This is a genomic window from uncultured Luteimonas sp. (assembly GCF_947492465.1).
In the GTDB taxonomy this organism is placed as follows: Bacteria; Pseudomonadota; Gammaproteobacteria; order Xanthomonadales; family Xanthomonadaceae; genus Luteimonas.
This window is the reverse complement of record NZ_CANLNF010000006.1, coordinates 47,559-59,458: the sequence shown is the minus strand read 5'-3', so window position 1 is coordinate 59,458 and position 11,900 is coordinate 47,559. Positions and strand designations below refer to the sequence as shown.

Below are 11,900 nucleotides of genomic sequence, written 5' to 3'. Positions count from 1 at the left end.
GTGTCGGCGGCCAACCAGCGCGGCGCCAGTACGGGCGACGAACCATGTGCGACTGCGTTCGGCTCGTCAGTCCCGGCCGGATGGCAGCTGTCGGCTTGCTGGAGGCGATGACGGTGGAAGCGCGGCGGAAAGCACGCACGGCGATGGCGCAACTGGCCGGCGCTCGTATCGGAGGGGCGAACTACCCGTTCGTACACTGCGGCAGCATCGGTACGCCGGGTAGAATCCAATGGATTCCCATGCGAGGTATGCGAATGTCTTCTGAACCGGTAGCTGGATCGGCGCGCAAACTGTTCCCGGATGCCATGTCGGCATTGCAGGGGCTGATCGCCGACGGCCAGACCCTCGCCGTCGGCGGATTCGGCCTGTGCGGCATCCCCGAGGCCCTGATCGCGGCTCTCCGGGATTCAGGGGCCAGGGACCTGACCGTGATCTCCAACAACGCCGGCGTTGACGGCTTCGGCCTCGGCCAGCTGCTGGAAACGCGCCAGATCCGCAAGATGATTTCGTCGTACGTGGGCGAGAACAAGGAGTTCGAGCGCCAGTACCTGGGCGGCGAGCTGGAACTGGAGTTCAACCCGCAGGGCACGCTGGCCGAGCGGCTGCGCGCCGGTGGGGCGGGCATCCCGGCCTTCTTCACCCGCACCGGCTACGGCACCGTGGTGGCGGAGGGCAAGGAAACCCGCCAGTTCGGCGAGCACTGGTACGTGATGGAAACCGCCCTGGAAGCGGACGTGTCCCTGGTCAAGGCCTGGAAGGCCGACGAGGCCGGCAACCTGGTGTTCCGCAAGACGGCGCGCAACTTCAACCCGGCCTGCGCGATGGCCGGCAAGGTCTGCGTGGCGGAGGTCGAGGAACTCGTCCCGACCGGCGCCATCGACCCGGACCACGTGCACCTGCCCGGAATCTACGTGGACCGCATCGTGCTGAACCCCACCCCCGAGAAGCGCATCGAGCAGCGCACCGTGCGAGGAGCGAACTGATGGCCTGGACCCGCGACCAGATGGCGCAGCGCGCCGCGCAGGAGCTCACCGACGGCGCCTACGTCAACCTCGGCATCGGCCTGCCGACCCTGGTGGCAAACTACATCCCCGACGGGGTGGACGTGTGGCTGCAGTCGGAAAACGGTCTGCTCGGGATCGGCCCGTTCCCCACCGAGGACGAGGTCGACGCCGACCTGATCAACGCCGGCAAGCAGACCGTCACCGCCCGGCAGGGTGCCAGCTACTTCGGCAGCCACGAGTCCTTCGGGATGATCCGCGGCGGCCACATCGACCTGGCAATCCTGGGCGCGATGCAGGTCACAGACAAGGGCGACCTGGCCAACTGGATGGTGCCCGGCAAGATGGTCAAGGGCATGGGCGGGGCGATGGACCTGGTGGCCGGCGTCAAGCGCGTGGTCGTGCTGATGGAACATACTGCGAAGAATGGCGAGCACAAGATCCTGCCCGAATGCACCCTGCCGCTGACCGGGGTGGGCGTGGTCGGCCGGATCATCACGGATCTGGGGGTTTTCGATATTGCGCCAGCAGGACTCGAGGTGGTGGAGGTCGCCCCCGGGATCACTCGTGCGGAGTTGGCGCAGCGGACCGGCGTCGCACTCCATCGCCAAGGATACGCTTCAGTCAGCGTTTAACCGGCTGCCGCCGACCGGTCTAGGCCCATAGGAGGGTCGTTCATGCTGCCAAGGTTTTCAATAACTTGGCCGTGTGATCACCTGCCGCGAGGCTGAAAAGGGAATCAGCGCGCTGGTCATGCCTGCTTCCTGCAGGGACGGCCCTGGCTTATGCTGCGAAACGCTCCGCTGGGGACGGAGTTCCTTCCATACTTCGGGACTGCAACATGCGTAAACATCTGCTCGGACTCATGATGATCGCCGGGGTGGCCGGCTGCACTTCGGAGCCGGGGGTCGAGTCGGTGAGTCCCGGCGCAGAATCGCCAGCCCAATCCAAGGCAGAGTCGCCTGCTCCGACCGCATCGTCATTGGCTTTGGCCAGGGGAGCTGCGAGCGGCTTCGCTGCGCTCCCGGATCGAGGCGAGCTGGTAGCGTACGGCGGCGCGAGGAAGACGCGTAGCTCAGGGCCCTATACCTGGCATCCTGTCTCGGTCAGCGAGACTCATGCACTGAACGCAATCGGCTCCGGTCGTCTGGTGATCAACACGCCTGAAGGCAAGCCATTGGCTCTGCGGTACGACCGTCACGAAGAGCACGCCGACGGCAACTGGACCTGGTTCGGCCGCAACTCGGACGGTGCGAGTGCTGTGATGACCTTCGGCGAGAAGGCCGTATTTGGCACGATCGTGCATGGCGACACGCGATATCGGCTGCGCAGCGACCGTACCGGTGCGTGGCTTGTCGAGACGGATCCGCGTCTGGTCGCTGCCAACGGGGGCAGGCCGCATGATGGCGACGACACCCTGCTCCCACCCGCAAGCCGCGCGCTTGCGGCCGCGGCTGCACGGCAGCTTGGCAAGAGCGGAGCCGCAGCGCAGACCTCGTTCAACAAGGCGGGCGCGGTGGTCGATCTGCTCGTGGGTTATTCGAGCACCATTGCCACCGAACTCGGCAGCCAGAATGCGGCCGTGACGCTGATGAGCAACCTGGCAGCAATGACCAATGCCGCTTATGCCGACAGTGGGGTCAACATGCGCGTGCGATTGGTGCACGTGATGCCGGTGAACTATTCGGATAACTCGCTCAACCGGGACGCGCTGCAACAGCTGACCGGCTACAACGTGGACACGCAGCAGCCGGTTACGCCAAACGCCGCGTTCAATTCCCTTCGTGCGGCTCGCAACGAGTACGGCGCCGACCTCGTTGCATTCGTTCGGCGTTATCGTGAACCGGAGCAGGATGGTTGCGGTATCGCATGGCTGCTGGGCATGAATCAGTCGGGGATTTCTGCGGCTGACGAAGCATTCGGTTACGCGGTGGTCAGCGATGGCGAAGATCCAAGTACCGACAACAACACCTACTTCTGCAGTGACTATTCGCTGGCGCATGAGCTGGGCCATTTGATGGGCCAGGCACATGATCGGGACAATGCCGCCGACGCCGGGGCGCATAGCTATTCCTATGGCTACCGCGAAGCGTCTACGTCAGGGTTCTTCACTATCATGGCCTATCCGGTCGGCGATGGTCAGGTCGAGGCGCCGTACTTCGCCAACCCCGCGGTCCGGTGGCAGAACCGTCCCACGGGTACTGCCACGGAAGACAACGTGCGCAGCATGAACCAGACCATGCCTCTGGTGTCGCAATTCCGCGCCACGGTGGTGCCGCTCCCCAACATCCGGAGCGATTTCGATGGCGACGGCAAGTCGGACATCATTTTCCGCCATGCAGGCAACGGGCAGAACGTGATCTGGAAATCCGCGAACGGCTCGACCCAGCAGGCCATGACTGCCGTGCCTAGCCAAGCTTGGGCCATCGTGGGCACGGGTGATTTCAGCGGCGATGGCAAAGCGGACGTGCTTTGGCGGAATTCGGCCAGCGGGGCCAACGCTATATGGAGGTCGGGATCGGGGGCGAGTGCAGATTCGCAGGTCGTTGCGGCCGTCCCCGATCAGAACTGGAAGGTTGCGGGGGTTGGCGACTTCAATGGAGACAATCGCGCCGACATCCTGTGGAGGCATGCTGCCAACGGTAGAAACGTGATCTGGGTTTCGGGCAACTCGGCTGCCCAGATCCCGGTGGCGACAGTGGTTGGCGGGGGTTGGTTGGTCGCAGGGGTAGGAGACTTCAACGGCGATGGTCGGGACGACATTCTCTGGCGCAGTGCTTCGAACGGCCAGAACACAATCTGGCGGTCCGGAGCCAGCAACGCCAGGCAGACGGTGGCAACCGTGTCGGACCAGAACTGGAAGGTGGCGGGCGTGGGGGATTTCGACGGAGACGGCGTAGATGACATTCTCTGGCGACACGCTGTCACAGGCGGAAATTCGATCTGGCTTGGCGGCAGCGCAGGCACGCAGCAGGCCGTCGTAAGCGTTGCTCGGGAGTGGTTCGTGGCTGCAGTTGGTGATTACGACGGTGACGGTCGGGCTGACGTGCTGTGGCGCAATTCATCCAACGGGAGCAATATTTATTGGAAGTCGGCCAATTACTCGACACGACAGGCCGTGGCAGCGGTGCCGAATCTGGCCTGGCGGGTTTATTACTGACCTATTCAGTCGGGCGTGGGCCTGCATGCAGGCCCGGCTGGTATATGAGGGAGGGCACGAGTGCCCTCCCTCTGCCGCGATAGCTATACGGGAATCGACACCGATGACGGAACTGCCAAACAGGTGAAGGCCCCGTTGGAAGGCTGGAAGCGGGCGGTCAGTATCGTTCAGGCCGACCGGCTTGCTGATCGAAAGCCTTCAGCGCGTCGTTGCAGGCTCGCCTTCGAAATGCAGACCGCATTCGCGCTTCAATCCAAAGAAGCGGGTTTCTTCTTCGCTGATGCCTGCCGCCAGCGGCCGCGTCGTATGCACATCCCCGATCGACACATAGCCCTGGTCCCACAGCGGGTGGTAGGGCAGGCCGTGCTTCGAGAGGTACTGGCCGACGTCGCGGTCGCTCCAGTCGGCGATGGGGTGCAGTTTCCAGCGGCCGTCCTTGCGCTCGAGGAAGTCGATGTTGGCGCGGCTGCGGCTCTGGCTGCGGCGCAGGCCGGCGATCCAGGTGCCGACGCCGAGTTCCTGCAACGCGCGCTGCATCGGTTCGACCTTGCGCAGGCGGTTGTAGCGGGTGATGCCGTCCACGCCTTCTTCCCAGATGCGGCCCATGCGGGCTTCCATCCACGCCACGCCGATCTGCGGGCGGTAGACCTTGAGGTTGAGCGACAGGCGCTCGGTCATCTCGTCGATGAAGCGGTAGGTTTCCGGGAACAGGTAGCCGGTATCGATCACGATCACCGGCAGGTCGGCGCGCTGGCTGGTGGCCATGTGCAGAGAGACCGCGGCCTGGGCACCGAAGCTCGAAGACAGCACGTGCTCGCCGGGCAGGGTGTGCAGCGCCCATTCCAGGCGCTCCTCGGCGCGGCGCGCCCCCAGCCACTGGTTGAGCTCGGCCAGTGCCTGCGGGGAGTCGGCGGCGTGGGCGGGCGTGGGCAGGTTCATGCGGGTTCTTCCACGAGCGTGCTGGCGATGGGGCCGTGGCGGCGATCCTTTTCCGGGATGTCGACCACGCCGGTGCGCAGCAGGAAATCGCCGAAGCCTTCGCCATCGAGGCGCGAGGCGGCGTAGGCGGCCAGCAGCGGCTCAAGCGAAGCGAGGATCTCGGGCTCGGTGATGTTCTCGCGGTACAGCGTGTTGAGCCGCTGCCCGCGATGGTCGGCGCCGAGCATCAGGTTGTAGCGTCCGGGCGCCTTGCCGACCAGCGCGATCTCGCCCAGGTAGGGACGCGAGCAGCCGTTGGGGCAGCCGGAGATGCGCAGCAGGATCGGCGCCTCGGCCAGGCCGTGCGCTTCGAGCAGTGGCTGCAGCTTCGCGGTGAAATCGGGGAGGTAGCGTTCGGCCTCGGCCATCGCCAGGGCACAGGTCGGCAGCGCGACGCAGGCCACGGCGCTGCGCGCGAGCGCTGTGGGTGCGCGATTTTCCGCGTCCAGTCCGTGCTGCACGACCAGGGCCTCGATGCGCGCGCGTTCGGCCGCAGGAACGCCGGCGATGACCAGGTTCTGGGTCGCGGTCAGGCGGAACTCGCCCTGGTGGATGCGCGCGATCTCGCGCAGGCCGGTGAGGTGCGGGGCGCCGGGACGGTCGGCGATGCGCCCGGACGGCAGCGACAGGGTCAGGTGCCAGCGCCCGTCCTCGCCCTCGACCCAGCCGAAGCGGTCGCCGTTGTGGTCGAAATGGAAGGCACGCGCGGGCTCGAGGCGGAAGCCGGCGCGCTCCTCCATCTGCGCGACGATGGCGTCCAGGCCGTGGTCGTCGATGGTGTACTTGAAGCGCGCGTGTTTGCGTTCGACGCGGTCGCCGAGGTCACGCTGCACGGTGACTGCGGCCTTCGCGATCTCGAGCACCCGCTCCGGCGGCACGAAGCCGATGACGTTGGCCAGTCGCGGATAGGTCCTGGGGTCGCCGTGGCTCGCGCCCATGCCGCCGCCGATGGCGACATTGAAGCCGGCCAGTGCGCCGTTGTCGTCGACGATGGCGATCAGGCCGAAGTCGTTGGCGAACACGTCCACGTCGTTGAGCGGCGGCACCGCGACGGCCATCTTGAACTTGCGCGGCAGGTAGGCGGCGCCGTAGATCGGGTCTTCCTCGCGACCGCTGTCGGCCAGCTTCTCCTGGTCCAGCCAGATCTCGTAATAGGCACGCGTCCGGGGCAGGAAGGCCTCGGACAGCTGCTGCGCCCACTCGTAGACCTGCGCGTGCAATCGCGACTGCAGCGGGTTGCTTGCGCCGAGCACGTTGCGGTTGACGTCGCCGCAGGCCGAGACGGTGTCGAGCGCGGCGGCATTGATCGCCTGCATCGTCGCCTTCAGCTCGCGCTTGATCACGCCGTGGAACTGGAAGGTCTGGCGGGTGGTGACGCGCAGCGAGTCGTTGGCCCAGGTGGTCGCGATGGCGTCGAGCTTGAGCCACTGTTCGGGCGTGAACACGCCGCCCGGCGCGCGGATGCGGATCATGAACTGGTGCGCGGGCTCAAGCTTCTGCCGGCGGCGCTCGTCGCGGATGTCGCGGTCGTCCTGCTGGTAGCTGCCGTGGAACTTGACCAGGCGCTGGTCCTCGAACGACAGCGAGCCGGTGACCGGATCGGCCAGCCCCTCCAGCAGGGTGCCGCGCAGGCCGAGGCTGCGGGTCTTGATGTCTTCGACGGAAGGATGGCTCATGGGGCAGGGATTCGGAATTGGGAATTTGGAACAGGGAATCGGAATCGATGGGAGCGGTCAGGGAGCGGAGTTCGGATGCCTGGGCGTCGATGGATCAGCGGAGCGCAACACCCGCTCTCCGAATCCCCAATCCCGACTCCCGAATCCCTGCCCTCAATACACATCGCGGCCGTAGCGCCCTTCGGCCTGCAGGCGGGTGAGGTATTCGGCGGCCGCCTCTGCATCGCCGCCGTTGTGCGCGGCGACGATGTCCAGCAGCGCCGCGTGCACGTCCTTGCCCATCGCGATCGCGCCGCACACGTACAGGTGCGCACCGCCCTGCAGCCAGTCGTAGACGTCCCGACCCTGTTCGCGCAGCCGGTCCTGCACGTAGATCTTGGCGGCCTGGTCGCGCGAGAAGGCCAGGTCCAGCCGGTGCAGCTCCTTGCGCTGCAGCGCGTCCTGCCACTCCGTTTGGTAGAGAAAGCCGGTGTTGAAGTGGCGCGCGCCGAAGAACAGCCAGTTGCGGCCGCCCGCGCCGGTTTCCGCGCGTTCCTGCACGAAGCCACGGAACGGTGCCACGCCGGTGCCCGGGCCGATCATGATGATGTCGCGCGAGGCGTCGGCCGGAACGCGGAAGCGCTCGTTGGGTTCGATGTAGACCGGCACCTGGCCGCCGTCCTCGAGCGCTGAGAGGAAGCCGCTGGCCGCGCCGATGTGTTGGCGGCCGTGGGCGCTGTAGGCCACCACGTCCAGGGTCAGGTGCGCCTCCTCGCCGACGCGCTTGCGGCTCGAGGCGATGGAGTACAGCCGCTGCGCCTGCGGCCGCAGGGCGGCCAGCAGCGACGCCGCGTCCCAGTCGGCCGGCCAGCGGCGCAGCACGTCGGCCAGCTGGTGGTCGGCGAGCAGCGCGGCGAAGCCGGGATTGCCCGGTTCGAGCAGCTGCTGCAGTTCCGCGGCCCCCGAACGTTCGGCGAGTGCGGTGAGGGTGGGCCGCGAGAGCCGGCTCAGTTCGCGACGCGTGGCCAGCCACTCGGACAGCGCCAGCGTATCGCCATCGAGGCTGACCGCGGCGTCGCCATCGAGACCCGTGGCTTCCAGCACCGGCGCGACCAGCGCTTCGGGATTGCGGTGGCGGATGCCGAGCGCATCGCCGGGCTCGTAGGCTAGGCCGGAGCCGTCCAGCGACAGCTCCAGGTGGCGCACGTCCTTGTCGACCGTGCCGTAGCGACGGAAGCCCGTGCCGCGGAACTCGCGGCCGCTGAGCGACTGGTTGGCCAGCACTTCGGCCGGGAACGGGCGCTCGTGCGACCAGCTGGCGGCGGGGCGTAGCGGGGTGACGGTGGCCACGTGCGCCGTGGCGCCGGACGCGGCCGGCTTGAGGTGCTCGCGCGCCTGCGCAAGGACGGCGTCGCGCCAGGGCGCGGCGACCGTGTCGATGTCCAGGTCGGCCAGGCCCGGATCGGCCACGCGCTGCGCGCCGAGTTCGGCCAGGCGGGCGTCGATCCGGCGCGCGATCCCGCAGAAGTCCGCGTAGCTGGTATCGCCCAGGCCGAGCACCGCGAACTTCAGGTCCGGCAGTTTCGGCGCGCGACGTCCCTGCAGGAACTCGACGAAACCGATCGCGTCGTCCGGCGGATCGCCTTCGCCCTGGGTGCTGATCACCACGTAGAGCAGGCGCTCGCCGGCCAGTTCGCGGGTGGCGTAGGCGTCGGCGCGCACCAGGCGCGCGGGCAGGCCGGCCGCCTGGACCTTGTCCAGCAATGCCTCGGCCGCGCGACGCGCATTGCCGGTCTGGCTGCCGTAGAGGATGGTCAGGCGGGCGCCGTCGGCCGCATCGGCGCGTGGCGCCGACGCCGCGACGGCAGGCGCGGCACCGCGGCTGGCCAGGCCGGCCGCATAGCCCGACAGCCACCACAGTCCGGCCGGCTCCAGCCCCTGGGTGAGGCGGAACAGCGCATCGGCCGTGTCCTGGGGAAACGGCAGCGCAGGCAGTGCGGCGGGTGCGGACATCCTTGCGACGGTCCTTCTTGACTGTGCGGCACAGCCTACGGGGCGTGCGCGCGGCGCCGGAAAGGATCGACGGTTATGCAGTCATGCCGTGAGGTGATTTACATGCGCGGCGGGAACGCTGGCTACAATCGCCGCCGACATGAGCCTTCCCGATCCCGCTTCCGTGCCGGCGCCTGCCGCGACTACCGACCTCGACCGGCTCGAGGCAGAGAGCCTGCACATCCTGCGCGAGGTCGCGGCCGAATGCCGCAACCCGGTGCTGCTGTACTCGATCGGCAAGGACAGTTCGGTGCTGCTGCACCTGCTGCTCAAGGCCTTCGCGCCGGCGCTGCCGCCGATCCCGCTGCTGCACGTGGACACGACCTGGAAGTTCCGCGAGATGATCGCCTTCCGCGATCGCCGCGCCGCAGAGACCGGCATCGAGCTGCGCGTGCACGTCAATCCAGACGGTGTGCGCGATGGCGTCGGCCCGTTCAGCCACGGCGCCAGCGTCCATACCGAGGTGATGAAGACGCTGGCGCTCAAGCAGGCGCTCGAGGCTGGCGGCTACGACGCCGCGATCGGCGGCGCGCGCCGCGACGAGGAGAAGTCGCGTGCGAAGGAGCGCGTGTTCTCGTTCCGCGACGCGGCGCACCGCTGGGACCCGCGCCGCCAGCGCCCGGAGCTGTGGAACCTCTACAACGCGCGCGTGGGCCAGGGCGAGAGCGTGCGCGTGTTCCCGCTGTCGAACTGGACCGAACTGGACGTCTGGCATTACGTGCGTCGCGAGAACATCGACGTGGTGCCGCTGTACTTCGCGGCCGAGCGGCCGGTGGTGCGGCGCGACGGTACCTGGATCATGGTCGACGACGAGCGCTTCGTGCTGCGTGACGGCGAGCGGGTCGAGCAGCGCCGCGTGCGCTTCCGCACGCTGGGCTGCTATCCGCTGACCGGCGCGGTGGAATCGGACGCGGCCGACCTGGACGCGGTCATCGCCGAGATGGAAACCAGCGCGCTGTCGGAGCGCGCCGGCCGGCTGATCGACCATGCCGACGGGGATTCGATGGAAAAGAAGAAGCGGGAAGGTTACTTCTGAGTGGAGCCGGGGATTCGGGATTGGGGATACGGGAAAGCGGGACGCCATGTGGCGACTCAGCCAACGATGCGGTCGGGCGGATCCGGAGGAGACAGTGAGTAACGTGGCCATCGAACATCAGGAAGCCGGTTTTCACCGCCTTTCCGAATCCCGACTCCCGACTCCCGAATCCCGGTTTCTGCGCCTGATCGCCTGCGGCAGCGTCGACGACGGCAAGAGCACCCTGATCGGGCGCCTCCTGCACGAGGCCGGGCGCGTCCCCGATGACGAGCGCGCCGCGCTGGCGCGGGCCAGCGCCTCGCACGGCACGCGCGGCGGCGAGATCGACTACGCGCTGCTGCTCGATGGCCTGGACGCCGAGCGCGAGCAGGGCATCACCATCGACGTGGCCTGGCGCCACCTGCAGACGGCCAGGCGCCGCTTCCTGATCGCCGACTGCCCCGGCCACGTGCAGTACACGCGCAACATGGCGACCGGCGCCTCCCAGGCCGACCTGGCCATCGTGCTGGTCGATGCCACCAGGGGGCTGCTGCCGCAGACCTTCCGCCACGTCGCGATCCTGTCGCTGTTCGGCGTGCGCCACGTGCTGCTGGCGGTGAACAAGATGGATCGGGTCGGCTACGACCGGTCGGTCTTCGATGCGATCGCCACGCGCTTCGGCGCACACGCGGCCCGGCTGGGCGTGCCGGACGTGGTCGCGATCCCGGTGGCCGCCGCGGTCGGCGACAACATCACCACGCGTTCGACGTCGATCGACTGGTACGCCGGACCGAGCGTGCTCGAGCATCTGGAAAGCGTGGAGATCGCCACGCCCGATCCCGCGCTGCCGCTGCGTCTGCCGCTGCAGTCGGTCCTGCGCGACGCCGAAGGTGGCCGCTGGCTGGCCGGCACCATTGCCGCGGGCACGCTGCGCGTGGGCGATGCGGTGCGGGTGGAGCCGGCCGGCGCCGCCAGCCGTGTGGCGGCCCTCAATGTTGGCGGCGCACCGGCGCAAGTGGCAGCCCAGGGTTCCGCGGTCGCGGTACAACTCGCCGACGAGGTCGATGCCGGACGCGGCCACGTGCTTGCCGGCGGCAGCGAGCCGCTCGCGCACAGCGACCAGTTCGTGGCCGACGTGCTGTGGTTCGATGAGGCGCCGCTGCTGCCGGGACGCCGTTACCAGCTCAAGCTCGGCCCGCGCACGGTGGGCGCGCGGATCAGCGAGCTGAAGTTCCGGCACGATCCGGAAAGCCTGCAGCCGCTGGCGGCCAAGCGCCTGGAGTTCAACGAGATCGGCGAGCTGGTGCTGTCGCTGGATGCGGTGGTGGCGTTCGCGCCCTATGCCGAAAGTGCGGCGCTGGGCGGCTTCATCCTGGTCGATCCGATCAGTCGCGCCACGGTCGGCGCCGGCATGATCCGCCACGGCCTGCGCCGTGCCGACAACATCCACTGGCAGGCGCTGGACGTGGATCGCAAGGCGCGCGCCGCGATCAAGGGCCAGCAGCCGCGCTGCGTCTGGTTCACCGGCCTGTCGGGCGCGGGCAAGTCGACCATCGCCAACCTGGTCGAACGCGGCCTGCTGGCGCGCGGCCTGCACACCTACCTGCTCGACGGCGACAACGTCCGCCATGGCCTCAACCGCGACCTCGGCTTCACCGACGAAGACCGCGTCGAGAACCAGCGCCGGGTGGCCGAGGTGGCGAAGCTGATGACCGAGGCGGGCCTGATCGTGCTGGTCAGCTTCATCTCCCCGTTCCGCGCCGAACGCGCCGCGGCGCGCGCGCTGTTCGCGCCAGGCGATTTCCTCGAGGTCTTCGTCGATACCCCGCTGGCCGAGGCCGAGCGGCGCGACGTCAAGGGTCTCTACGCCAAGGCGCGTCGCGGCGAGCTGCCCAACTTCACCGGCATCGACTCACCCTACGAGCCGCCGGAGGATCCGGAACTGGTCCTGGACACGCAGTCGGCCGAGCCGGCTGCGCTGGCGGAACAGGTGATCGCGCGCCTGCTGGACTGACCGCTCCGCGACGCCCGGCGCGTGT

8 protein-coding genes are annotated in these 11,900 nt (G+C 68.0%); 5 read left to right on the top strand and 3 right to left on the bottom strand.

Annotation, left to right across the window (positions count from 1 at the left end):
- Nucleotides 1–254 precede the first annotated feature (254 nt).
- The 3 genes from Q0863_RS13635 (at nucleotide 255) to Q0863_RS13625 (ending at nucleotide 4,161) form a co-directional block, all read left to right on the top strand.
- Complete coding sequence (locus tag Q0863_RS13635) at nucleotides 255–983, top strand: CoA transferase subunit A (RefSeq protein ID WP_298579274.1); 729 nt, start codon at nucleotides 255–257, stop codon at nucleotides 981–983.
- Nucleotides 983–1,636, top strand: coding sequence for a CoA transferase subunit B (locus Q0863_RS13630; RefSeq protein ID WP_298579265.1), 654 nt, complete (start codon nucleotides 983–985; stop codon nucleotides 1,634–1,636). The genes Q0863_RS13635 and Q0863_RS13630 overlap by 1 nt, the downstream gene beginning before the upstream one ends.
- A gap of 206 nt (nucleotides 1,637–1,842) precedes the next feature.
- Entirely contained in the window at nucleotides 1,843–4,161 is a 2,319-nt protein-coding gene (locus Q0863_RS13625; protein WP_298579256.1) for an FG-GAP-like repeat-containing protein, read from the top strand.
- Between the two features lie 198 nt (nucleotides 4,162–4,359).
- Here Q0863_RS13625 and Q0863_RS13620 read toward each other — a convergent pair whose 3' ends face one another.
- The 3 genes from Q0863_RS13620 to Q0863_RS13610 form a co-directional block, all read right to left on the bottom strand.
- The gene (locus Q0863_RS13620) at nucleotides 4,360–5,100 is read right to left on the bottom strand and encodes a phosphoadenylyl-sulfate reductase (protein ID WP_298579248.1); all 741 of its coding nucleotides are present in this window, start codon (nucleotides 5,098–5,100) and stop codon (nucleotides 4,360–4,362) included.
- Entirely contained in the window at nucleotides 5,097–6,815 is a 1,719-nt protein-coding gene (cysI, locus tag Q0863_RS13615) for an assimilatory sulfite reductase (NADPH) hemoprotein subunit (RefSeq protein ID WP_298579240.1), read from the bottom strand. Before cysI ends, Q0863_RS13620 begins: the two co-directional genes overlap by 4 nt.
- 153 nt (nucleotides 6,816–6,968) lie before the next feature.
- Nucleotides 6,969–8,807, bottom strand: a complete 1,839-nt coding sequence (locus Q0863_RS13610; protein WP_298579234.1) for an assimilatory sulfite reductase (NADPH) flavoprotein subunit — start codon at nucleotides 8,805–8,807, stop codon at nucleotides 6,969–6,971.
- A gap of 139 nt (nucleotides 8,808–8,946) precedes the next feature.
- Here Q0863_RS13610 and cysD point away from each other — a divergent pair, with 139 nt between their 5' ends.
- Nucleotides 8,947–9,882: a sulfate adenylyltransferase subunit CysD gene (cysD, locus tag Q0863_RS13605; protein ID WP_345780526.1), complete on the top strand. Its 936-nt coding sequence runs from the start codon at nucleotides 8,947–8,949 to the stop codon at nucleotides 9,880–9,882.
- Between the two features lie 46 nt (nucleotides 9,883–9,928).
- Nucleotides 9,929–11,875 (top strand): adenylyl-sulfate kinase, encoded by a 1,947-nt coding sequence (gene cysC / locus Q0863_RS13600; protein WP_298579230.1) that lies wholly within the window; start codon nucleotides 9,929–9,931, stop codon nucleotides 11,873–11,875.
- Nucleotides 11,876–11,900 lie beyond the last annotated feature (25 nt).

What these genes read in the sequence shown, in the direction of transcription:
- Q0863_RS13635 (WP_298579274.1), top strand. Translation starts at nt 255, where the DNA reads ATGTCTTCTGAACCGGTAGCTGGATCGGCGCGCAAACTGTTCCCGGAT.
- Q0863_RS13630 (WP_298579265.1), top strand. Translation starts at nt 983, where the DNA reads ATGGCCTGGACCCGCGACCAGATGGCGCAGCGCGCCGCGCAGGAGCTC.
- Q0863_RS13625 (WP_298579256.1), top strand. Translation starts at nt 1,843, where the DNA reads ATGCGTAAACATCTGCTCGGACTCATGATGATCGCCGGGGTGGCCGGC.
- Q0863_RS13620 (WP_298579248.1), bottom strand. Translation starts at nt 5,100, where the DNA reads ATGAACCTGCCCACGCCCGCCCACGCCGCCGACTCCCCGCAGGCACTG.
- cysI (WP_298579240.1), bottom strand. Translation starts at nt 6,815, where the DNA reads ATGAGCCATCCTTCCGTCGAAGACATCAAGACCCGCAGCCTCGGCCTG.
- Q0863_RS13610 (WP_298579234.1), bottom strand. Translation starts at nt 8,807, where the DNA reads ATGTCCGCACCCGCCGCACTGCCTGCGCTGCCGTTTCCCCAGGACACG.
- cysD (WP_345780526.1), top strand. Translation starts at nt 8,947, where the DNA reads ATGAGCCTTCCCGATCCCGCTTCCGTGCCGGCGCCTGCCGCGACTACC.
- cysC (WP_298579230.1), top strand. Translation starts at nt 9,929, where the DNA reads ATGTGGCGACTCAGCCAACGATGCGGTCGGGCGGATCCGGAGGAGACA.